Source organism: Rhodococcus sp. NPDC019050, assembly GCF_055664235.1.
In genome coordinates, this window is sequence record NZ_JBVOON010000002.1 from 304,840 (window position 1) to 326,837 (window position 21,998).

Genomic DNA, 21,998 nt, shown 5'->3' on the forward strand with positions numbered 1-21,998 from the left:
CCTGGCGATACCTGCGAAAGGGCCCGGAGCCCGAACACCGGGGTGGTGGCAGCGACGCCGGATGCTGCCCTGATCGCTTTCATCATCTCGCCGCGCACTACTTCCGCGTCTGTTTCGGACTCGGCCGGTGTTCGAGAGCCCGGTGCGAGTCCGCGCGGACAGTGACGAAGGGCACCCCCTCGGTGGTGCCCTGTTCGTATTGTTGCGTGTAACAGTTGGGCATGATGCGGCCGATGGTGCTGGAGGGTGCTTACTTTCCATGCTTGTCGGCGGAGTCCCGCTTTCGCGGCCACCGGCGCCCGCACGAGCGTTTGATGGCAGGATTGACCTCGTCCCAGGAGGGGGTGCTCCCTAGATGAGTGTTGCGGACGGTGAATGGCCGGTCGTCGGGGCCACCGGTGCCAGGTTCGGCTCGGCTCGGTCCCGGCAGCGCCGGAACAGGACCGGCGCCGAACTCGCTCAGCGCGGTCGGCCGGCGGACGTACCGGATCCGGGTGAGGTTTCCGGACCGGTCGAGGTGGGGGACGGTATTCCTGCCGCGCGATCGGCAGTGTCCGGTGGCAACAGGGGATCCGAGATCGATGTGGGAAACGAGGACATGGACCAGCCAGAGACGTCGTCGTTCGTGCGGCCGTTCGTGCGGATCGGCGGACGCACCCGTGCAGAGGTCGAGCTTCCGCTCGAAGCGCTCGTGTCCGCGGTGCCCTCCGCGCAGGGAAGCGAACGAGGATTCGCACTCCAGGAGCACCGGACGGTACTGGACCTGTGCGCGCAGCCACGCTCCATCATGGAGGTGGCAGCCCTCGCCGGGATCCCGCTCGGAGTCGCGCGGGTCCTCGTGGGCGATCTCGCCGCAACAGGAGAACTCACGGTGCATCGCACGGTCGATCAGGTGGGCCCCAATGTCGATCTGCTCGAGCGCGTACTCGTCGGCCTGCACGGGATCTGACGTTCGTCGCTCCGGGGGCGTCCGCGGTCCGTGACGCCCTGTGTTCGTCGGCGGAGTGAATGTCGATAGCATGTAGGGGTTGCCGTCGCGCACGTCTTCGCGCGGGCGACACCCTGTATCAGGCATCGAGCCGAGGAGTTCACCACCGTGACCACGCCCGCATCCGCGAAATCAGCCACGCTCGTCCGGGTGCCGGCTGGAACCAGTGCGGGCGCCGCCGTACGTGAGGCGGGATTGCCGCTCAAGGGACCCGACATGGTGGTCGTCGTCCGCGACGCCGACGGTGCACTGCGCGATCTCGCGTGGGTGCCGGACCAGGACGTCGAGGTCGAAGCCGTCGGCGCGGACACCGAAGACGGACGCAGCGTCATCCGGCACTCCGCAGCCCACGTCCTCGCGCAGGCCGTCCAGCAGGAGTTCCCGGAGGCGAAACTCGGCATCGGACCGCCCATCAAGGACGGCTTCTACTACGACTTCAAGGTCGATCGCCCCTTCACGCCCGAGGATCTCGCCAAGCTCGAGAAGCGCATGAAGAAGATCGTCAAGGACGCGCAGCGCTTCTCCCGTCGCGTCGTTGCCGACATCGCCGACGCCCGTGAAGAACTCGCCGACGAGCCTTTCAAGCTCGAACTCATCGACGACAAGTCCGGAATCGACGATCCCGAGATCATGGAGGTCGGCGGTAACGAGCTGACGATCTACGACAACCTCAACCCGCGCACCGGCGAACTCGTCTGGAAGGACCTCTGCCGGGGTCCGCATCTGCCGACCACCAAGTACATCCCGGCGTTCAAGCTCACCCGCAGTTCCGCCGCGTACTGGCGCGGCGACCAGGACAACGCCGACCTGCAGCGCATCTACGGCACCGCGTGGGAATCCACCGAAGCCCTCGACCGGCACCTCGAACTGCTCGCCGAGGCAGAACGGCGCGACCACCGCAAGCTCGGCGCCGAATTGGACCTGTTCTCGTTCCCCGACGAACTCGGTTCGGGCCTGCCCGTGTTCCACCCCAAGGGCGGCATCATCCGGCAGGAAATGGAGAACTACTCCCGCGAACGCCACGTCGCCGCCGGATACGACTTCGTCAACACCCCGCACATCACCAAGGGCCATCTTTTCGAGGTCTCCGGTCACCTCGACTGGTACCGCGACGGCATGTTCCCGGCGATGCACATCGACGAGGAACTCAACGACGACGGCACGATCCGCAAGCCCGGCCAGGACTACTACCTCAAGCCGATGAACTGCCCGATGCACAACCTGGTCTTCCGGTCCCGCGGGCGGTCGTACCGTGAGCTTCCGCTGCGAATGTTCGAGTTCGGCTCCGTATACCGCTACGAGAAGTCGGGCGTCGTCCACGGCCTGACCCGCGTGCGGGGAATGACGCAGGACGACGCGCACATCTTCTGCACGCCGGAGCAGATGCGCGACGAACTCACCACGGTGCTGAACTTCATCCTCGACGTGCTCCGGGACTACGGACTCGACGACTACTACCTCGAGTTGTCGACGAAGAACCCGAAGAAGTTCGTCGGTAGCGACGAGCTGTGGGAGACCGCCACCGACACGCTGCGCGAGGTCGCGGAAGCCTCCGGTCTGCACCTCGTCCCCGATCCGGGCGGCGCCGCGTTCTACGGCCCGAAGATCTCGGTGCAGGTCACCGATGCGCTCGGGCGCAACTGGCAGATGTCCACCATCCAGCTCGACTTCAACCTGCCGGAACGGTTCGAGCTCGAGTACACCGGATCCGACGGCGCCAAGCACCGTCCCGTGATGATCCACCGTGCTCTGTTCGGCTCGATCGAGCGGTTCTTCGGTGTCCTCACCGAGCACTATGCGGGTGCCTTCCCGGCGTGGCTCTCCCCGGTGCAGGTCGTCGGCATCCCCGTCGCCGCCGACTTCGAGGACCACCTCTTCGCCGTCGTCGCCGCGCTGAAGTCCGAGGGCATCCGCGCCGAGGTCGACATCTCGGACGACCGGATGCAGAAGAAGATCCGCACGCACACCACCCAGAAGGTGCCGTTCATGCTCCTCGCCGGGGAGCGCGACGTCGCGGCCGGCGCGGTGAGCTTCCGGTTCCGCGACGGCACCCAGATCAACGGAGTGCCCGTCGACGAGGCCGTGCGGACCGTCGTCGAGTGGGTGCGCCGCCGGGAGAACGCCTCGCCGACGGCCGAGCTGGTGCAGCCGGTCGGGGCGGACGGGCAGCCGTGACCGGCGACCGTACCGACGAGCAGGGTGAGCAGACCGAGCAGGCGTCAGGAGCGGAGGACACCACCGACTCCCTCGTCGACCGCGGAGTAGGCGAGCGCGACCACCTGCAGCGACTGTGGTCTCCGCACCGCATGTCGTACATCACCGAGTCGCCCCGTGCGAGCGGCGAACCGTACGAACCGTTCACCGACATCCCCAAGATGCCGGACGAGGAAGGGCTCGTCGTCGCCCGTGGTGAGCACGTGTACGCGGTGCTCAACCTGTATCCGTACAACCCCGGACACCTGATGGTCGTGCCGTACCGGAGGGTGGCGAACCTCGAGGATCTGACCCCCGAGGAGAGCGCCGAACTGATGGCGTTCGCGCAGCGCGCCCTCCAGGTGATCAAGAAGGTGTCCCGGCCGCACGGCTTCAACGTCGGTCTCAACCTCGGTGCCGCCGCGGGAGGCTCCCTGTCCGAGCACCTGCATCTGCATGTGGTGCCGCGCTGGGGCGGCGACGCCAACTTCATCACCGTGCTCGGCGGTTCCAAGGTGATGGTGCAATTGCTGCGCGACACCCGAGCACTCCTGGCGTCGGCCTGGGACGAGTGAGAAACTCACTCTCACTGCAGGTGCCCGCACCTGTCGGCGGTTGCGTCGACCACCGGCTTCCCGGCCGTGGCAGGATCGTGTCCCGGACACACCGGTCGAATCGAAAAACGGGGGTCGAGCAATGCTGAGCTTCTTCGGGCGCGCGTCGGTGTCGAAGGCCACCGCGCCGCTCGGCAAGGCGTTGATCCGAACCGGACTGACGCCCGATGCCGTCACCGTCATCGGAACGATCGCGACGATCGTCGCGGCGGTCACCCTCTTCCCGATCGGCCAGTTGTTCTGGGGTGCGCTGGCGATCTGGATCTTCGTCATGTTCGACATGCTCGACGGGGCAATGGCGCGCGCACGTGGTGGCGGCACCCGCTTCGGAGCGGTCCTCGACGCGACGTGCGACCGCGTCGCCGACGGCGCGATCTTCGCAGGTCTGGCGTGGTGGGCGGTCTATCACGAGGAAAGCCGCCCGTTGTTCGTGGCGACGCTGATCTGCCTGGTGTGCTCCCAGGTCATCTCCTACGCGAAGGCAAGAGCAGAGGCGAGCGGCCTCTCGGCCGACGGCGGGTTGATCGAACGCCCCGACCGTCTCGTCATCGTCCTCGTCGGTGCGGGATTCACCGGTCTGGGTCTGGACTGGGCGATCCACATCGCCATGTGGCTGCTCGCGGCAGGCTCGGTGATCACGGTCTTCCAGCGTGTTCTCGCGGTCCGCAACTCGCCCAGCGCGCGGGAATTGCTTCCGATAGCTCCCGCGACTTCCGCCGGCCCAGCAGAGTCCACCGGCCCGGAGGACTCCGGCCCTGCGGCGTCCTCCGGCACGGAGGACGACCGATGAGGCTCGCCGATCGCGGCGCGGACCTCGGGTACGCAGCAGGGTGGCGGGTCGTGCGCGCGCTCCCCGAGCGGGTCGCCCAGCGTCTGTTCGACACCGGTGCCGATTACTTCGCGCGCCGCGGTGGGGGACCAGAACAACTGCGCCGCAACCTGGCCCGGGTGCTGGCAACGACTCCGGAGCAGGTGCCGGACGAACTCGTCCGCGCGTCGCTGAGGTCCTATGCCCGCTACTGGCGGGAAGCTTTCCGGTTGCCGTCGATGAATCTCGACGAGATGGCCTCGGCGATCGATCACGTCATCGAAGGACGCGAGCACCTCGACGCAGCGCTCGCCTCGGGGCGAGGCGCGATCCTGGCCCTGCCGCACAGCGGTAACTGGGACCTCGCCGGAGTGTGGTGCGTGCGGCATACCGGGAGCCTGGCGACTGTGGCCGAGCGATTGCGCCCCGAAGCGCTGTACAAACGGTTTGTCGAATACCGCGAGGGGCTGGGCTTCGAAATCTTTCCGCTGACCGGCGGGGAGACTCCGCCGTTCGTCGAACTCGCCGAACGGCTTCGCGAGAACAAGGTGGTCTGCTTGCTCGGCGAACGCGACCTCGCCAGGAAGGGCGTCCCGGTCACCTTCTTCGGCGAACCGACACGGATGCCTGCCGGGCCTGCGAAGCTCGCACTCGACACCGGCGCGGCGTTGCTGCCCGTCCATTGCTGGTTCACCGACGACGGATGGGGATTCCGCGTGCATCCGGAGCTCGACGTGACCGGCGGGGTGGAGGAGGCGACCCAGGCTCTCGCCGACCGGTTCGCCGCCGACATCGCCGACCACCCGGCAGACTGGCACATGCTGCAGCCGTTGTGGCTCGACGACTTGTCCGAGGCTCGCCGCGCCCGAATGGAGGCGTAAGTGAAGATCGGAATGGTCTGCCCCTACTCGTTCGACGTACCCGGAGGCGTGCAGGCGCACGTCGCCGACCTCGCCGAGGTGCTCATCGCACGCGGCCACGACGTCAGCGTCCTCGCGCCGGCATCGGAAGAGACGGTGCTGCCGGACTTCGTGACCTCCGCGGGGCGCGCAGTGGGAATTCCCTACAACGGGTCGGTGGCACGGCTGAGCTTCGGGCCCGTCTCGTACGCGCGAGTGCGGCGCTGGATCAACGAGAACAACTTCGACGTCCTGCACATCCACGAGCCCAACGCACCGAGCCTGTCCATGCTCGCCCTCAAGATCGCGGAGGGCCCGATCGTCGCGACGTTCCACACGTCCACAACCAAATCGCTGGCGCTGAGCGCATTCCAGGGAGTGCTGCAGCCCTACCTCGAGAAGATCACCGGTCGCATCGCCGTGTCCGAACTGGCGCGTCGCTGGCAGGTCAACTCGCTCGGCGCGGACGCGGTGGAGATCCCCAACGGTGTGGACGTCCCGTTCTTCCGGCACACTCCGCCGCTGCCCGGCTACCCGCGCGCGGGCCGAACGGTGCTGTTCCTCGGCAGATACGACGAACCCCGCAAGGGCATGGAAGTGCTTCTCGGAGCCCTTCCCACGCTCGTCGCGCGCTATCCCGACATCGAGATCCTGGTGGTGGGCCGCGGCGACGAGGACAAACTGCGCAAGGACGCCGGGCCGAACGCGCGTCACCTCCGCCTGCTCGGACAGGTCGACGACGACGAGAAGGCCGCCGCGATGCGCGCCGCCGACGTGTACTGCGCCCCGAACCTCGGCGGGGAGAGTTTCGGCATCGTCCTCGTGGAGGCGCTCGCGGCGGGCACCGCTGTCGTCGCCTCCGAACTGGACGCATTCCGTCGTGTGCTGCGCGACGGACGCGCCGGTGTCCTCGTCCCCGTAGGGGATTCGCATGCGCTCGCGCAGGGGATCCTCGAGGTTCTCGACGACGACGCGCGTCGTGACGCACTCGTGGAGGCGGGCTCGGAGATCGTCGGCTGTTACGACTGGCCGGTGGTCGCCGAACAGATCCTGCGCGTCTACGAGACGGTCACGGTCGGCGCCGGACGCGTACGCGAGGTGCGCTCATGACACTCAGTGCACTGACGATCCTCGTTCTCGCCCTCGTGGCGGCGCTCGTTCTGGCCGTGGGGTTTTGGGCGTATTCCGTCGCGAACCGACTCGACCGGCTCCACGTGCGCTCGGACCTGTCGTGGTTCGCGCTCGATGCCGCGCTGGCACGACGCGCCGTGGTGGCGAGGAGTATCGCCGCGTCCATCTCGGCCGCGGAAGGCCGCAGTCTGGCGCATCTCGCCGACGTGGCCGAACGCGCCGATCACACCCACCGGGAAGCCGCGGAGAACGCATTGTCCGCGGCCCTGGCCAAGGTCGACACCGATCGGCTGCGGTCCCCGCTCGTCGCCGAACTCGCCGACGCCGAAGCCCGCGTGCTGATCGCCCGCCGATTCCACAACGACGCGGTGCGCGACACGCTGGCGCTGCGAACCCGTCGCACGGTGCAGTGGCTGCACCTCGGAGGCACGGCCCCGTTGCCGACCTACTTCGAAATCGCCGAGCGCGCGGGCACATCCGTCCCGGTGTCCGCTCAGCCCGCCGCGGTGCGCCCCCAGCCGTCCGAGCCGGCGCCGGTTCCCGACCGCCTGCGTACGTCGGCGCGGGTGGTGCTGCTCGACGAGGCGGGACGGGTGCTGCTCCTGCGTGGACACGACCCGGCGACCCCCGACTCGCATTTCTGGTTCACGGTCGGCGGGGCGGTGGAGCCGGGGGAAAGCCTGCTGGACGCGGCCATTCGGGAAATCACCGAGGAGACCGGACTTCACGTCGAACCCGAGCAGGTGTTCGGCCCCATGTGGCGGCGCGTCGCGGTGTTCCCGTTCGACGGGGAGGTACTCCACTCGGAGGAACTGTTCTTCGCCGTGCAGGTTCCGGCTTTCGAGCCCGGCGCGGACGGTTTCACCGAACTCGAGCGCCGGATGCACCTGGAGCACAGGTGGTTCGACCCGGCCGGCGTGCGCGAACTCGTCCGGGCGGGAGAGTCCGTGTATCCCCAGGACCTGCCGCAGTTGCTCGACGAAGCGCGTGCGGTCGCAGCCCGGCACCGCGAACCGGAAGTGCGCGCCATCCGCTGACGTTCAGGGACGAACGGCAAGGCCAGCGTCCCGTGACTGGCTATGGGCGGCAGGGGTGCCCGTCCATAGACTCGCCGTATCGCGCAGGCCGATTCCGTGCCAATGCGTGTCGATGTCGACCTCTTCGAGGAGTCCCGCAGTGAGCACCCCAGAATCCACCTCCGTCACCGGCACCTCCCGCGTCAAGCGCGGCATGGCCGAAATGCTCAAGGGCGGGGTGATCATGGACGTTGTCACGCCCGAGCAGGCCAAGATCGCGGAGGACGCCGGAGCCGTCGCGGTCATGGCCCTCGAGCGGGTTCCCGCGGACATCCGCTCGCAGGGCGGGGTCTCCCGCATGAGCGACCCCGACATGATCGACGGGATCATCGATGCCGTTTCCATCCCGGTGATGGCCAAGGCGCGAATCGGTCATTTCGTGGAGGCGCAGATCCTGCAGTCCCTCGGAGTCGACTACATCGACGAGTCGGAGGTGCTCACACCGGCCGACTACGCGCACCACATCGACAAGTTCGCTTTCACTGTGCCGTTCGTCTGTGGTGCCACCGACCTCGGCGAGGCATTGCGGCGGATCAACGAGGGTGCCGCCATGATCCGCTCGAAGGGCGAGGCGGGAACGGGCGACGTCTCGAACGCCACCACCCACATGCGGCGGATCCGCCAGGACATCCGGCGGCTCGGCTCCCTTCCCGAAGACGAACTGTTCGTCGCCGCGAAGGAACTACAGGCGCCCTACGATCTCGTCGTCGAGGTTGCGAAGGCAGGAAAGCTGCCGGTCACCCTGTTCACCGCCGGTGGTATCGCCACCCCCGCCGATGCGGCGATGATGATGCAACTCGGCGCGGAGGGCGTCTTCGTCGGGTCCGGCATCTTCAAGTCCGGGAATCCGGCGCAGCGTGCGGCCGCGATCGTCAAGGCCACCACCTTCCACGACGACCCCGATGTGCTGGCGAAGGTGTCGCGCGGCCTCGGCGAGGCGATGGTCGGCATCAACGTCGACGAGATCCCGGAGCCCCATCGGCTTGCCGAACGCGGCTGGTGATCGCCTCCGCCGCGTAGCGTCGCCCGTCCGGACGGCACACAGGGTCCGGCGGCGCGATGCGCGTTATCTGGAGTAGTCCCGCAACGTGAACACGAATCCCACGGCGATCACCGCGACAGCGAGGATGTAGACCACGATCCGGAGCCACACCGGGCCGTAGAAACTCACCGCGATGGCGGCCGCGAGCGCCACGATGATCATCAGGACGCCGTACAGCGGCGTTCGTTGCGGATCGTCGCGGTGATGGCGGTTATGTCCCGGATCGGCCATGGCTGCATTCTGCTCGCTCCGCACGGGGGTCGGCAGCAGAACCGGCCTACCGGTCCAGTTTGTCTAGATCGCTGCGGTGCTGGGGCGGGGTGCGTGGATTGCCATCACCGCGACGTCGTCCTGGACACCGGATCCGAGTTCGCCGAGCAGATTCCGCACCGCGGCGACGGCATCGGTGGCGGTCGTCGGCGCGCTCGCCCGGACGAAGTCGAGAAACAACTCCTCGCCGAATCGGTCCTGGACGGTCTCGGGCACCCGGGCCTCGGTGATTCCGTCGGTGTAGAGCAGCAGCGTGTCACCCGGGTCGAGCCTCACCTGCGCGGTGACGAACCGTGGATCGTCGAGCATGCCGACCGGGTGTCCTCCGACGGTCGGCAGATAATCGGCGGTGCCGTCGGCTCGCATCAGCACGGCCGGAGGGTGGCCCCCCGTCGCCAGCGAGACGACGAAGCTCCCTCGGCGTTCGTCGGGAACGATCGTGCCGAACACTATGGTGCAGAACGGCGCTCGGGGTTCGCCGTCGCGACTTTCGCGTCCGCGTTCCTCCAGGAACGCGGTGTTGAGTGTGGTGAGAACCGCGGTCGGGTCGGGTTCGTGTACCGCAGCGGCCCGCAGTGTGTACCGGACCATCGACGTTGCGACCGCCGCCCGCGACCCCTTGCCGCACACATCGCCCAGGTACAGGCCCCACGAAACGGAGCCCAGTGGGAACAGGTCGTAGAAATCGCCGCCGACCTCGTCCGGCGACGCGATGTGGTAGTGGGCGGCGACCCCCAGTCCGGGTACCTCGGGCAGTGCCGGTGGCAGCAGGGTGGTCTGCAGGACCGCGGTGATGCGCTGAAGTCGTTCGCGTTCCTTGTCGGCTTCACGCCTGGCCCGCAGCAACTCCACTTCGTACGCACGCCGCTCCCGCGCGTCGAACAGCGTCGTCCGGACGAGCACGGGCCGTCCCGACGAGTCCCGCTCGAGGTTCGACGTCACCAGAACGGGAAGTCTCGATCCGCTCGCCGTCGTCAATTCCAGTGCGATGCCGCCGATTTCCCCGTGGAGCAGGAGCAGGGGCGCGAAATGGGTCTCGTGGTAGATGCGTCCACCCACCGACAGCAGGTCGGAGAAGTATCGCCGCCCCACCAGGTCGTCACGCGGGTAGCCCAGCCAGCCCAGAAGTGTGGTGTTGATCTTGACGATCCGCCCGTCGGGCAGGGTCGTCATGTATCCGCACGGAGCGTTCTCGTACAGGCTCTCCGCGCTCTCCGCGAGATTCCCCGCGCTCTCCGCGAGACTCTCCGCGGACGTCGCGGCGAGGGGATCGTCGGGATCAGGTGCGTTCGTCATCCGACACGTGACGTGAACTCGGCGATCGCGGCCGCCGTCTCCTCCGGCGCGCTGAGCTGGGGGCAATGGCCGGTCGCGTCGAGGGTGACGAGTTCGCTGCCTTCGATGCCGGCGTGGACGAACTCTCCGACCTCCCGGGGTGCGATGGCGTCGCGCGAGCACTGCACGATCAGGCTGGGCACCGTGACCGCGCCCAGATCGTCGCGGTTGTCGGACAGGAAGGTCACTCGCGCGAAGACGCGGGCGATCTCGGGGTCGGTCCGGCAGAAGAGGTCGGTGAGTTCGTCGCCGAGAACCGGACGGTCCGGATTCCCCATGATCACCGGGGCCATCGCGCCCGACCAACCCAGGTAGTTCGCTTCCAGGGCCTCGAGGAGTTCGTCGATGTCCGCGGCGCTGAATCCGCCTCGGTATCCCGTTGCCGGGTCGTCGATGAAGCACGGCGACGGCACGAGCAGAACCAGGCCGGCGAAGAGATCGGGCTCGCGCGCGGCGGCCAGGACCCCCATCATGGCGCTGACGGAATGCCCCACGAAGACAACGGGTCCGAGGTCGAGGGCGCGGCACACCTCGAGCACGTCCTCGGCGTAACTGTCCATGGTCGAGTAACGCGACGCGCTCCACGCCGAGGTATCCGAGCGACCCGAACCGACGTGATCGAACCGCACCACCGTGAAGTCCTGTTCGAGGGTGGGGACGACGAGACACCACAGGCTCTGATCGCACCCGAAACCGTGCGCCAGCACGATGACCGGCGCGCCTCGGCGTCCGGTCACGGTGACGTGGTTCCTGCTGAGCGTGCGCACGTCGTTACCCATGTTCCCCTCCCTCGGAGAGAGACTGCCACAGATCGCGTCTCGGCCGGAGCACGCATGTGCGCCGATCGACGGAGTCGACCTGCATCGCCTCGTTCGCCCCCGGCTAGCCTTCAACGGTACGCAGCGGAGAAGGGGCCCACATGGCGAAGATCGAAGACATCCTGGCACTGGAACAGATCGAGAACGACATCTTCCGGGGTATCGCCACCGAGACGTTGCTGCAGCGGACATTCGGCGGTCAGGTGGCCGGTCAATCGCTTGTGTCGGCTGTGCGCACGGTCGACCCGACATTCGGCGTCCATTCTCTGCACGGCTACTTTCTGCGGCCGGGAAACCCCGAGAAGAGCATCGTCTACCAGGTCGAACGCATGCGGGACGGACGCTCGTTCGCCACGCGGCGGGTCACCGCGATCCAGGACGGCAAGGCGATCTTCACCATGTCGGCGTCGTTCCACATCGAGGACCACGGCATCGAGCATCAGGATGCGATGCCGGCGGTGCCGATGCCCGGCGACCTGACCGACGCGATGGATTCGCCCGATCCCGAGTACCGCTGGGTGCACCGCGAATGGTCGGAATGGGAATTCCGGTTCGTGCCGCAGGATCGCATCGTGCGGCGCGACGGGTCGGCGTCCCAGCAGCAGTTGTGGTTCCGATCGCGTCTCCCGCTCCCGGACGACCCGGTTCTGCACGTGTGCACGCTCGCGTACATGAGCGACATGACGTTGCTCGGTTCGTCGATGGTCATCCACCGCGACGAGGACATCCAGGGCGCCTCACTCGACCACGCCATGTGGTTCCTGCGCCCCTTCCGTGCCGACGACTGGCTGCTCTACGACCAGACCTCCCCGGCAGCGGGATTCGGGCGCGCGCTGACACAGGGCAGAATCTTCGACAGCCGTGGGCAATTCGTCGCCGCCGTGGTGCAGGAAGGCCTGAGCCGCACCCCGCGGCCGTAGGCGGCTTCCCACGAGAGGGGACGACATGACCACCACGCCGACCATCGGTGTTCTGGCTCTGCAGGGCGACGTGCGGGAGCATCGCGCGGCACTCGAATCCGCCGGTGCCCGCACGATCGCGCTGCGCCGGGAGAGCGAACTCGACGCCGTCGACGCGGTGGTGATCCCGGGCGGGGAGTCCACGACGATGAGCCGGTTGCTGCGGGTGTTCGACCTGCTCGACCCGCTGCGGTCGCGACTGGCGGCGGGCATGCCCGCGTACGGTTCGTGCGCCGGGATGATCCTGCTCGCTTCCGAGGTGCTCGACACGAGGCCGGACGCCGAGCACCTTGACGCACTCGACATCACGGTGCGCCGCAACGCCTTCGGGCGGCAGGTCGATTCCTTCGAGGAGAACCTCGACATGACGGGCATCGAGGGTGGCCCGGTGCGGGCCGTGTTCATCCGGGCTCCGTGGGTGGAGCGAACCGGACCGGGGGTCGAAGTCCTCGCCACGGTGCCCACCGGACCCGCTGCCGGGCGGGCCGTGGCGGTACGCCAGGGCGCGGTGTTCGCCACGTCGTTCCACCCGGAGGTGGGTGGTGATCTGCGGGTGCACCGGCTCTTCGTCGACGCGGTGCGCGTACACGCGTGATCCGGCAGGTAGAATCGACTCTCCGAACAGTCGGTAGCGATCCGACGTCACCTCGCCGGAAGGGGCTCCAAGCGAATGAGCGGCCACTCCAAATGGGCCACCACCAAGCACAAGAAGGCGGTCATCGACGCCAAGCGCGGGAAGATGTTCGCAAAACTCATCAAGAACATCGAGGTGGCAGCCCGGACGGGTGGTGGTGACCCCGCCGGTAATCCGACGTTGTTCGACGCCATCCAGAAGGCGAAGAAGAGCTCGGTCCCGAACGACAACATCGAGCGTGCCCGTAAGCGCGGCGGCGGCGAAGAAGCCGGCGGCGCCGACTGGCAGACCATCATGTACGAGGGCTACGGCCCCAACGGTGTCGCGGTGCTGATCGAGTGCCTGACCGACAACCGGAACCGCGCCGCGGGCGAGGTCCGTACCGCCATGACCCGCAACGGTGGGAACATGGCCGATCCCGGCTCGGTGGCCTACCTGTTCACCCGTAAGGGTGTCGTCGTGCTCGACAAGGGCGAACATTCCGAGGACGAGATCCTCGAAATCGTGCTCGACGCGGGTGCCGAGGAGATCAACGACCTGGGCGACCAGTTCGAGATCGTCTCCGAAGCCGGCGACCTCATCCCCGTGCGGACCGCGCTGGTGGACGCAGGCGTCGACTACGACTCGGCCGACCCGGATTTCCGTGCGTCCGTCGAGGTGCCCGTCGACGCCGAGGGCGCCCGCAAGGTGTTCAAGCTCGTCGACGCGCTCGAAGACTGCGACGACGTGCAGAACGTCTACACCAACGTCGACGTCTCCGACGAGGTCCTCGCCGAACTCGAGGACTGAACCCGTACGTCCGCCGGCCCGATCGCGTGTCGGACCGGCGGACGTCGGAGCCCTTCCGATACGCTATCGAACAACTGTTCGTAGTGCGTGAGGGGTATGACGGGTGCGTGTGATGGGTGTCGACCCGGGGCTGACGAGGTGCGGATTCGGGGTCGTGGACACAGGCCGGGGCCGCGAGGTCACCGCCGTGGCCGTCGACGTGATCCGGACCCCCACCGACCTCGACCTCGCCGCACGCTTGCTGCAGATCTCCGACGCGGCCGAAACCTGGCTCGACCGGTACCGGCCCGAGGTCGTCGCCGTCGAACGGGTCTTCTCCCAGAACAATGTGCGTACGGCGATGGGCACGGCGCAGGCCGGGGGAGTGGTCGCACTCTCGGCGGCGCGACGCGGAATACCCGTCATGTTCCACACGCCCAGCCAGGTGAAGTCCGCGGTCACCGGCAACGGCGGAGCCGACAAGAAACAGGTGACCGCGATGGTCACCCGGATTCTCGGACTGGCGCAGGCACCCAAACCCGCCGACGCCGCCGACGCCCTGGCCCTGGCGATCTGCCATTGCTGGCGAGCACCGATGATGGCTCGGATGGCCGCGGCGGAAGCGGCTGCGGCAGAACAGAAACGACGTTACGAGGCACGGTTGCGGGAGCAGACCGCAGCCCGGAAGGCAGGAACACGGTGATCTCCTCCGTCCGCGGCGAGGTCCTCGAGATCGCACTCGACCACGTCGTCATCGAGTCCGCGGGGCTGGGCTATCGCGTCAACGCGACGCCCGCGACCCTCGCGACCATGCGACGAGGCGAGCACACGCGACTGATGACCGCGATGATCGTGCGGGAAGACTCTATGACACTGTTCGGATTCGCCGATCCCGATGCACGCGATCTGTTCGGGCTCCTGCTGACGGTGTCCGGTGTGGGTCCCCGGCTGGCGATGGCGACCCTCGCCGTCCTCGAACCCGATGCGCTGCGCGCGGCGCTCTCCGAGGGCAACACCGCCGCGCTCACCCGCGTTCCCGGCATCGGCAAACGCGGCGCGGAACGGATGATCGTCGAACTGCGCGACAAGGTCGCGGCATTCGGCGGCAACGGCACCGCGCAGTTGTCCACGGTGCCGGCTTCGCCGATGCGCGAGCAGGTCGTCGAAGCGCTCGTCGGACTCGGTTTCCCGCTCAAGCAGGCGGAGCAGTCCACCGACACGGTGCTGACCGACACGCCGGACGCCGATACGCCGACCGCGCTGCGGGCGGCCCTGTCGCTGTTGGGTAAGTCGCGGTGACCGGCGACGACCTCGCCGACGAGGGCACGCCGTACGACGATCCGCACGACTCTCCCGTCACCGCCGCATTCACCGCTCCCGACGGGGACATCGAAGCGAGCCTGCGCCCCAAGAGCCTCGACGACTTCATCGGGCAGCCCAGAGTGCGCGAACAACTCCAACTCGTGCTGCGGGGCGCGACCATGCGTGGCGGCACGCCCGACCACATCCTGCTGTCGGGCCCACCCGGGCTGGGCAAGACGTCCATGGCGATGATCATCGCCGCGGAACTGGGATCGTCGCTGCGGCTGACCTCGGGGCCGGCTCTCGAGCGTGCGGGCGACCTCGCCGCGATGCTGTCGAACCTCGTCGAGGGCGACGTCCTGTTCATCGACGAGATCCACCGGATCGCGCGCCCCGCCGAGGAGATGCTCTACCTCGCCATGGAGGACTTCCGGGTCGACGTCGTCGTGGGCAAGGGGCCCGGAGCCACCTCCATTCCGCTCGAGGTCGCCCCGTTCACCCTCGTCGGCGCGACGACCCGCTCCGGCGCCCTCACCGGTCCGTTGCGCGACCGGTTCGGGTTCACCGCCCACATGGATTTCTACGAACCCGCCGAGTTGCAGCTGATCCTGCGGCGCTCGGCCACGATCCTCGGTATCGAGTTGCACGACGACGCGAGCGCCGAGATCGCCGGACGTTCACGCGGCACACCGCGTATCGCCAACCGGTTGCTGCGCCGGGTGCGTGACTACGCCGAAGTCCGGGCCGACGGCATCGTCACGCGCGACATCGCCCGCGCGGCCCTCGAGGTGTACGACGTCGACCCCATCGGACTCGACCGTCTCGACCGCGCGGTGCTCGGCGCACTGGTCCGCAGCTTCGGTGGTGGGCCGGTCGGCGTGTCGACACTGGCCGTGGCGGTCGGTGAGGAGCCCGGCACCGTCGAGGAGGTCTGCGAGCCGTTCCTCGTGCGTGCCGGAATGATCGCCCGAACACCCCGCGGGCGCGTCGCCACCGCGGCGGCCTGGCTGCAGCTCGGACTGACGCCACCGCCGGAGGCTGCCACCGGAGGGATCGAGGTGCGCGCCCGCGAGCCGCAGCTCGATCGATCCGGTGAGCATCCGGGGCCACCCGGGGTGTAGTGCCCCGTCCGCGTGGTCGTAGGGTCTGCGGCGAGGTAATGGCACACTGGTTCATTGCATCGGTCCGTGGAGGCCGATTCCGACGTCGAGCCGGCCGCGCTGCCGCCACGACACTGGCTACAACCGAGGACTGACTTCAACGATGGAACTGCTATTCCCGCTCCTGATTCTCGCCCTGCTCGTCCCGACCTTCCTGGGCGTGCGGCGTCAGAAGAAGGAAATGGCCAAGGTAGCGGAGCTCCAGGACTCCCTGGGCATCGGCGACCGCGTGATGACCACCGCAGGTCTGCATGCCACCGTCGTCTCGCTCGGCGACGACACCGTCGAACTCGAGATCGCACCGGGAGTGGTGACCACCTGGTCACGCCTGGTCGTTCGTGAGCGCGTCGTGCCCGCGCAGAACCCGGTCGACGACAGCGGCCAGATCTCGCTCGGCAAGGACGACGCGTCCGACGGGCGCCCCACCGAGCACTGACGCCTTCGCGCCGGCGCACCGAGACCTTGTCGGCGCCGATGCGGTTGCGTGGCCGCCGCGCGTGCGCATCGCGCCTGTGAGAGCTGCCTTCACCGATTCCACTCACTCGTATCGAGGAGACTGACACACCGTGGCACCTTCCAACGGATCGGTGCATCCCGCGCGTTCGCTCGCCCTGTTCGGGGTGATCCTGGTAGCGCTGTATGCATTGGTCTTCTTCACCGGGGACAAGTCGCCGACTCCCAAACTCGGCATCGATCTGCAGGGCGGCACCCGGGTGACGCTCACAGCGCGCACCCCGGACGGCAGCAGCCCGAGCTCGGAAAGCCTGAAGCAGGCCCAGCAGATCATCGAGACCCGCGTGAACGGGCTCGGTGTATCGGGTTCGGAGGTTGTCGTCGACGGCGACAACCTGGTGATCACGGTGCCCGGTGACGACAGCTCGCAGGCGAAGACCCTCGGACAGACCGCGCGGCTGTATATCCGCCCGGTTCTCGGGGGCCCGATCGCGAGCTCGAACTCCGCGGCTCAGCAGCCCACCGAGGAGGATGCGCCCGCCGACGGCGCCACCGCCCCGGAATCGGAGACGGACGCACCTGCGGAAGCCCCGACCACGGACGGCGAGCAGTCACCTGCCCCGGACAGCGAGCAGGCACCAGCTACGGACGGTGCGGAGCCGCAGGGCCGCCCGTTCCCGGCGCAGAACCCCACCGACGCTCCCGCCGAACCGGGTGAGCCCACGGACGCGCCCGCGCCGGCCGAGTCTCCGGACACCGAGGCGCCCGCCGAAACTCCGGCTACCGAGGCACCGGCCGAGTCCCCGGCTACCGACGCGCCCGCCGAGTCCACGTCGCCCGACGCCGTTCCCGGCAGCCCGCAGGCCGAAGCAGCCGATCAGATCGCCGCGGCCAAGGCTTCCCGTCAGAGCTCCGATCCGGTCGTCCAGCAGGAAGCGGCTCTCGCGCTCGACTGCTCTGCGGCCGACCCGCTCGCAGGCAACGACGATCCGGCGCTGCCGCTCGTGGCCTGCTCGACGGACGACACTTCCGTCTACCTGCTCGGTCCGAGCATCATCGACGGTCAGCAGATCGCCGACGCGAGCTCGGGATTCAACTCCCAGCAGTCGCGTTACGAGGTCAGCCTGACCTTCGACACCGCGGGCAGCAACACGTGGGCGCAGTTCACCGCCGCCAACATCGGTAAGCAGGCCGCGTTCACCCTCGACTCGCAGGTGGTCAGCGCCCCGGTCATCCAGGGTGCAACTCCCGCCGGTAGCGCCACCTCGATCACCGGCAACTTCACCAACACTCAGGCGAGCGAACTCGCGAACACTCTCAAGTACGGTTCGCTGCCGCTGTCGTTCGTGTCTTCCGAAGCGGAGACCGTGTCGGCGACCCTCGGGTTCGCGTCGCTCGAAGCCGGTCTGATCGCCGGTGCCGTCGGCCTCGTCCTGGTGTTCCTGTTCTGCCTGGTGTACTACCGGATGCTCGGGGTCCTCACCGCGCTGTCGCTCGTCCTGTCCGGTCTCGCGGTCTACGCCGTGATGGTCCTCCTCGGCCGGTACATCGGATTCACCCTCGACCTCGCGGGTATCGCCGGCCTGATCATCGGTATCGGCATGACCGCGGACTCGTTCGTGGTCTTCTTCGAACGCATCAAGGACGAGATCCGGGAAGGCCGGAGCTTCCGCTCCGCCGTTCCGCGCGGCTGGGCACGCGCCCGTCGCACCATCCTGTCCGGTAACGCGGTGAGCTTCATCGCCGCCGCGGTGCTGTACGTCCTCGCGGTCGGTCAGGTGCGCGGCTTCGCGTTCACCCTCGGCCTGACCACGATCCTGGACGTCGTGGTGGTCTTCCTCGTGACCTGGCCGCTCGTCCACATGGCATCGAGGTCGAAGTTCTGGTCCAAGCCGAGCGTGAACGGTCTGGGAGCAATTCAGCAGGTGGCGCACGAGCGCCAGGTCGCTGCCACAGCGGCGAAGGAGGCGTGATCATGACCGGCACGACGACAGCGGAACGACCCACCAAGCGACGCGGAACACTCGCGGGGCTCTACACGGGTACCGGCGCGTTCGAGATCGTGGGGCAGCGCAAGCGCTGGTACATCGTGACAGCGGTGATCGTGCTGCTCGCGCTGGTGAGCATGCTCGTGCGCGGGTTCACGTGGGGTATCGACTTCGAGGGTGGCACCCGCATCCAGATGCCGGCCGTCGCCGACGCGAGCACCGAAGAAGTCGAAACGGTGTTCAGCGACACCCTCGGGTTCGAGCCGGAGGCGGTCCAGACCGTCGGCGCCGGCTCGGGCGCGACGTTCCAGATCCGGTCCGAGGCACTCGACCAGGGACAGGTCGCCGCCGTGCAGTCGGCACTGTTCGACGAGTTCCAGCCGGCCGGGAGCGACGGACAACCGTCGATCAACTCGATCAGCGTCGCCGACGTGAGCGAGACGTGGGGCAGCCAGATCACCGAGAAGGCGCTCATCGCGCTGGTGGTGTTCCTGATGATCGTCAGCGTCTACATCGCGGTGCGCTACGAACGCGACATGGCGGTCGCCGCGATCGCCGCCTTGTTCTTCGACATGATCGTCACGGCGGGGGTGTACTCGCTCGTCGGATTCGAGGTCACACCCGCAACCGTCATCGGTTTGCTGACGATCCTCGGTTTCTCGCTCTACGACACCGTGGTCGTGTTCGACAAGGTGGAGGAGAACACGCGCGGCATTCTGCACCTGCACCGGCGGACCTACGCCGAGCAGGCGAATCTCGCCGTGAACCAGACGCTGATGCGTTCGATCAACACCACCGTCATCTCCGTGCTGCCCGTCATCGCCCTGATGGTGGTCGCGGTATGGCTGCTCGGGGTCGGCACCCTCAAGGATCTGGCGCTGATCCAGCTCGTGGGCATCATCGTCGGCGCCTTCTCGTCGATCTTCTTCGCCACCCCGCTGCTCGTTACCCTGAAGGAATGGCGCGGACCGATCGCCAAGCACACCCGCAAGGTGCTGGCCAAGCGCGAAGAGGCAGCAGCGCGCGCCGCAGCCCCCGAAAGCGGACAGTTCGCCGAGACTGCACCGGCATCGGCTCCCACCGCGGTGGATCCGTCGGCCGTCCGTTATCCGCCTGCCCAGCGGGCCCCGAGGCCAGGGGCCCGGCCGACCGGAAAGCGCGCCAAGAGAAAGTCCTGATATGCCGGTGACCGAGTGGTTTCAGCGAACGCACGCCTCCAGCCGTGGGGGCCGGCCACGACGCGCGGCCGTCGGGCTCACCCTCGCGGTGGTCGCCGCTGCGACGCTGTCGTGCGGCACCGAGGAAGAACGCGTGCACTCGATCGGCTACGCCATCGACAACACGGTGACGAGCTACAACGCCAACACCGTCGACGGTGCCGCATCGGGAGCCCGGCAGGCATTCACCAGGGTGCTGCCGGGCTTCGGGTACGTCGCCCCGTCCGGTGAAGTCGTGTCCGACACGGACATCGGCACCGCCACCGCCACCGCGGTACCGGGTGATCCGTTCACGGTGCAGTACCGGCTCTCACCCGACTCCGTGTACTCGGACGGCGTGCCGATGTCGTGCGACGATTTCGTGCTCACGTGGGCAGCGGGCAGCGGCCGGTTCGTCGCGCCCGACGAGTCCGGCGCCGAGGTCAACGTCTTCGACTCCTCCCTGCGCGGCGGGTACGCCGACATCGACCGGGTCGACTGCCAGCCCGGATCGAAGGAAGCAACGGTCGTGTTCAAGGGTGGTCGTGGCGACACGGACTGGAACACCCTGTTCGGCGCCACCGAACTGATGCCGGCGCACATCGCCGCGCGGCAGGCGGGCGTCGGCGACCTCGTCGGCGCGATCAACGGCAACAACCTCGACGAGGTCCGCCGCATCGCCGACTTCTGGAACACCGGATGGGCGCTCGACCCCGGCGAGTTCGATGCGGCCCTGTTCCCCTCCGCCGGTCCGTATCGCATCGAGTCCTACAGCACCGAGGAAGGTCTCGTGCTGGTGGCGAACGAGCGGTGGTGGGGCAACGCTCCGGGCACCGACCGGATCGTCGTCTGGCCGCGTGGGACCGAGATGACGCCGGCAGCCGAGAGCGGACGCATCCAGGTAGTGGATGTCGGTGCCGGATCGATGAGCGACGCGCCGGCCGTGGTCGGGGCGGTCGAGTCGTCCACTGTCGTCTCCCGCAATCTCGAACAGATCGTGTTCGCCACCCGAGGAGTGTTCGAAAACCCCGCCGCGCGCCGCGCTTTCGCGCTGTGCGTTCCGCGCACCCAGTTGTTCGACGAACTCGGTGCCTCCGGTGAGGGAGCGGGCTTTGCGACCGGACCGGTCTCCTCACGCCTGCTGCCCACCGATTCACCGCTGTACCCGCAGACGGCAGGGGCCGCCGAGCGGTATCTGCAGCCGGATCTGGATGCAGCGCGCGGGGAACGCGACGCGTCCGGGCAGGAACGCATGGAGGTACGCATCGGATACCTCGCACCGGACGACAGGCGGGCCCGCACCGTCGAACTGATCGCGGAGTCCTGCCGTGAGGCGGGGATCGACGTCGTCGACGCCGGATCGGATTCGTTCGTCCCCTCGCGGCTGGGATCCGACGTCGATGCGGTGCTCGCGGGCACGGCCGCAGCGGCGGGTTCCGGGGGGACCGCCGCGATGGATCTCGCGCGCGCCGCACTGCACTCGGGAACCGGCAGCAACATCGGTGGGTTCGCGAACGGACGGCTCGACGAGATTCTCGACGGGCTGCTGACGGCGGGTGACCTGCAGGCCGTCTCGGGTCTTGTCGCCGACGGCGAGAGGATCCTGTGGGACGAGATGCCCACCCTGCCGCTGTTCGTGCAGCCCCGGTCGATCGGATTCGCGTCCGGTTTGACGGCCGGAGTGCCGAACGCCACCACCGCGGGTTCGGGCTGGAACATGGACCGGTGGATACTTACAGAATGAACGTTTCCCGGACCGATTCCTCCGATCTGATCGACCAGGCCGCTGCTGCCGTCACCACGCACACGCGGTGGGTCGACGATTTCCCGACCCCGGGTGTCCGATTCGCCGATCTCACGCCGGTGTTCGCCGACGGTCCGGCGTTCTCCTCGATCATCACCGCTCTCTCGTCGGTCGCTCCGGGCGCAGAACTGGTTGCCGGGATCGACGCCCGCGGCTTCCTGCTCGGCGGCGGCATCGCCCGCGACCTCGCTGTCGGCGTGCTGGCGGTCCGTAAAGCCGGCAAGCTCCCCCCTCCGGTGCAGACCTGCGAATACACGCTCGAGTACGGCACCGCCGCCATCGAGATCCCGGGTGATTCGAAGATCCTGCGCGGACGCCGGGTGCTGATCGTCGACGACGTGCTCGCCACCGGCGGCACTCTCGGCGCGACCGTCGAACTGCTCGAGCGGGCGGGTGCCGACATCGTCGGCGTGACCGTGGTGACCGAGATCGAGGCGCTGGGCGGACGCGCGCGGCTCGCAGACTACCCACTGACCTCGCTCGTCCGGATCTGAGTACTACAGTTGCGACAGGTACCGGTGGATCGGCCGTGGCCGTCGGGTGCGGACAGGATCTGTCCG

Annotated in this window: 22 protein-coding genes; 19 read left to right on the forward strand and 3 right to left on the reverse strand. The window is 68.0% G+C overall.

The window, feature by feature from the left end:
* Positions 1-355 precede the first annotated feature (355 nt).
* The 8 genes from AC0B44_RS04035 to pdxS all read left to right on the forward strand — a co-directional run bounded on the left by AC0B44_RS04035 (position 356) and on the right by pdxS (position 8,712).
* Positions 356-949, forward strand: a complete 594-nt coding sequence (locus tag AC0B44_RS04035) for a DUF742 domain-containing protein (protein ID WP_471901628.1) — start codon at positions 356-358, stop codon at positions 947-949.
* A gap of 147 nt (positions 950-1,096) precedes the next feature.
* Positions 1,097-3,163, forward strand: a complete 2,067-nt coding sequence (gene thrS, locus AC0B44_RS04040) for a threonine--tRNA ligase (RefSeq protein ID WP_471901629.1) — start codon at positions 1,097-1,099, stop codon at positions 3,161-3,163.
* The gene (locus tag AC0B44_RS04045; RefSeq protein WP_471901630.1) at positions 3,160-3,756 is read left to right on the forward strand and encodes an ATP adenylyltransferase; all 597 of its coding nucleotides are present in this window, start codon (positions 3,160-3,162) and stop codon (positions 3,754-3,756) included. The genes thrS and AC0B44_RS04045 overlap by 4 nt, the downstream gene beginning before the upstream one ends.
* Before the next feature lie 121 nt (positions 3,757-3,877).
* Entirely contained in the window at positions 3,878-4,585 is a 708-nt protein-coding gene (pgsA, locus tag AC0B44_RS04050) for a phosphatidylinositol phosphate synthase (RefSeq protein WP_471901631.1), read from the forward strand.
* Positions 4,582-5,484 (forward strand): phosphatidylinositol mannoside acyltransferase, encoded by a 903-nt coding sequence (locus AC0B44_RS04055; RefSeq protein WP_471901632.1) that lies wholly within the window; start codon positions 4,582-4,584, stop codon positions 5,482-5,484. The genes pgsA and AC0B44_RS04055 overlap by 4 nt, the downstream gene beginning before the upstream one ends.
* The gene (locus AC0B44_RS04060) at positions 5,485-6,612 is read left to right on the forward strand and encodes a glycosyltransferase family 4 protein (protein WP_471901633.1); all 1,128 of its coding nucleotides are present in this window, start codon (positions 5,485-5,487) and stop codon (positions 6,610-6,612) included.
* Positions 6,609-7,670: an NUDIX hydrolase gene (locus AC0B44_RS04065; RefSeq protein ID WP_471901634.1), complete on the forward strand. Its 1,062-nt coding sequence runs from the start codon at positions 6,609-6,611 to the stop codon at positions 7,668-7,670. The genes AC0B44_RS04060 and AC0B44_RS04065 overlap by 4 nt, the downstream gene beginning before the upstream one ends.
* Positions 7,671-7,809: 139 nt before the next feature.
* Positions 7,810-8,712 (forward strand): pyridoxal 5'-phosphate synthase lyase subunit PdxS, encoded by a 903-nt coding sequence (pdxS, locus tag AC0B44_RS04070; protein WP_471901635.1) that lies wholly within the window; start codon positions 7,810-7,812, stop codon positions 8,710-8,712.
* 63 nt (positions 8,713-8,775) lie between these two features.
* On the opposite strand, the gene AC0B44_RS04075 is transcribed toward pdxS, so the two are convergent.
* The 3 genes from AC0B44_RS04075 to AC0B44_RS04085 all read right to left on the reverse strand — a co-directional run bounded on the left by AC0B44_RS04075 (position 8,776) and on the right by AC0B44_RS04085 (position 11,135).
* Positions 8,776-8,982 carry a hypothetical protein gene (locus AC0B44_RS04075; protein ID WP_471901636.1) on the reverse strand — a complete coding sequence of 69 codons (207 nt, stop codon included), beginning with the start codon at positions 8,980-8,982 and terminating at the stop codon, positions 8,776-8,778.
* 63 nt (positions 8,983-9,045) lie between these two features.
* The gene (locus AC0B44_RS04080) at positions 9,046-10,317 is read right to left on the reverse strand and encodes a SpoIIE family protein phosphatase (RefSeq protein ID WP_471901637.1); all 1,272 of its coding nucleotides are present in this window, start codon (positions 10,315-10,317) and stop codon (positions 9,046-9,048) included.
* The gene (locus tag AC0B44_RS04085; RefSeq protein ID WP_471901638.1) at positions 10,314-11,135 is read right to left on the reverse strand and encodes an alpha/beta fold hydrolase; all 822 of its coding nucleotides are present in this window, start codon (positions 11,133-11,135) and stop codon (positions 10,314-10,316) included. The genes AC0B44_RS04080 and AC0B44_RS04085 overlap by 4 nt, the downstream gene beginning before the upstream one ends.
* 140 nt (positions 11,136-11,275) lie before the next feature.
* Here AC0B44_RS04085 and AC0B44_RS04090 point away from each other — a divergent pair, with 140 nt between their 5' ends.
* From AC0B44_RS04090 to AC0B44_RS04140, 11 genes are all read left to right on the forward strand, one after another.
* On the forward strand, positions 11,276-12,094 hold the full coding sequence (locus AC0B44_RS04090; protein WP_471901639.1) for an acyl-CoA thioesterase: 819 nt from the start codon (positions 11,276-11,278) through the stop codon (positions 12,092-12,094).
* Positions 12,095-12,119: 25 nt separating this feature from the next.
* Positions 12,120-12,728 (forward strand): pyridoxal 5'-phosphate synthase glutaminase subunit PdxT, encoded by a 609-nt coding sequence (gene pdxT / locus AC0B44_RS04095; RefSeq protein WP_471901640.1) that lies wholly within the window; start codon positions 12,120-12,122, stop codon positions 12,726-12,728.
* A gap of 75 nt (positions 12,729-12,803) precedes the next feature.
* Positions 12,804-13,556 carry a YebC/PmpR family DNA-binding transcriptional regulator gene (locus AC0B44_RS04100; protein WP_471901641.1) on the forward strand — a complete coding sequence of 251 codons (753 nt, stop codon included), beginning with the start codon at positions 12,804-12,806 and terminating at the stop codon, positions 13,554-13,556.
* A 103-nt stretch (positions 13,557-13,659) separates the two neighbouring features.
* A complete protein-coding gene (gene ruvC / locus AC0B44_RS04105; RefSeq protein WP_471901642.1) occupies positions 13,660-14,238 on the forward strand; it encodes a crossover junction endodeoxyribonuclease RuvC in 579 nt (192 codons plus the stop codon).
* A complete protein-coding gene (ruvA, locus tag AC0B44_RS04110) occupies positions 14,235-14,834 on the forward strand; it encodes a Holliday junction branch migration protein RuvA (protein ID WP_471901643.1) in 600 nt (199 codons plus the stop codon). The genes ruvC and ruvA overlap by 4 nt, the downstream gene beginning before the upstream one ends.
* Complete coding sequence (ruvB, locus tag AC0B44_RS04115; RefSeq protein WP_471901644.1) at positions 14,831-15,958, forward strand: Holliday junction branch migration DNA helicase RuvB; 1,128 nt, start codon at positions 14,831-14,833, stop codon at positions 15,956-15,958. The genes ruvA and ruvB overlap by 4 nt, the downstream gene beginning before the upstream one ends.
* A 142-nt stretch (positions 15,959-16,100) precedes the next feature.
* On the forward strand, positions 16,101-16,433 hold the full coding sequence (yajC, locus tag AC0B44_RS04120) for a preprotein translocase subunit YajC (RefSeq protein WP_471901645.1): 333 nt from the start codon (positions 16,101-16,103) through the stop codon (positions 16,431-16,433).
* 130 nt (positions 16,434-16,563) lie between these two features.
* Positions 16,564-18,423: a protein translocase subunit SecD gene (gene secD / locus AC0B44_RS04125; RefSeq protein WP_471901646.1), complete on the forward strand. Its 1,860-nt coding sequence runs from the start codon at positions 16,564-16,566 to the stop codon at positions 18,421-18,423.
* Positions 18,424-18,425: 2 nt separating this feature from the next.
* Entirely contained in the window at positions 18,426-19,616 is a 1,191-nt protein-coding gene (gene secF / locus AC0B44_RS04130; RefSeq protein WP_471901647.1) for a protein translocase subunit SecF, read from the forward strand.
* A gap of 1 nt (position 19,617) precedes the next feature.
* Entirely contained in the window at positions 19,618-21,378 is a 1,761-nt protein-coding gene (locus tag AC0B44_RS04135) for an ABC transporter substrate-binding protein (RefSeq protein WP_471901648.1), read from the forward strand.
* 26 nt (positions 21,379-21,404) lie between these two features.
* Entirely contained in the window at positions 21,405-21,932 is a 528-nt protein-coding gene (locus AC0B44_RS04140) for an adenine phosphoribosyltransferase (protein ID WP_471901748.1), read from the forward strand.
* The last annotated feature ends 66 nt before the right edge of the window (positions 21,933-21,998 follow it).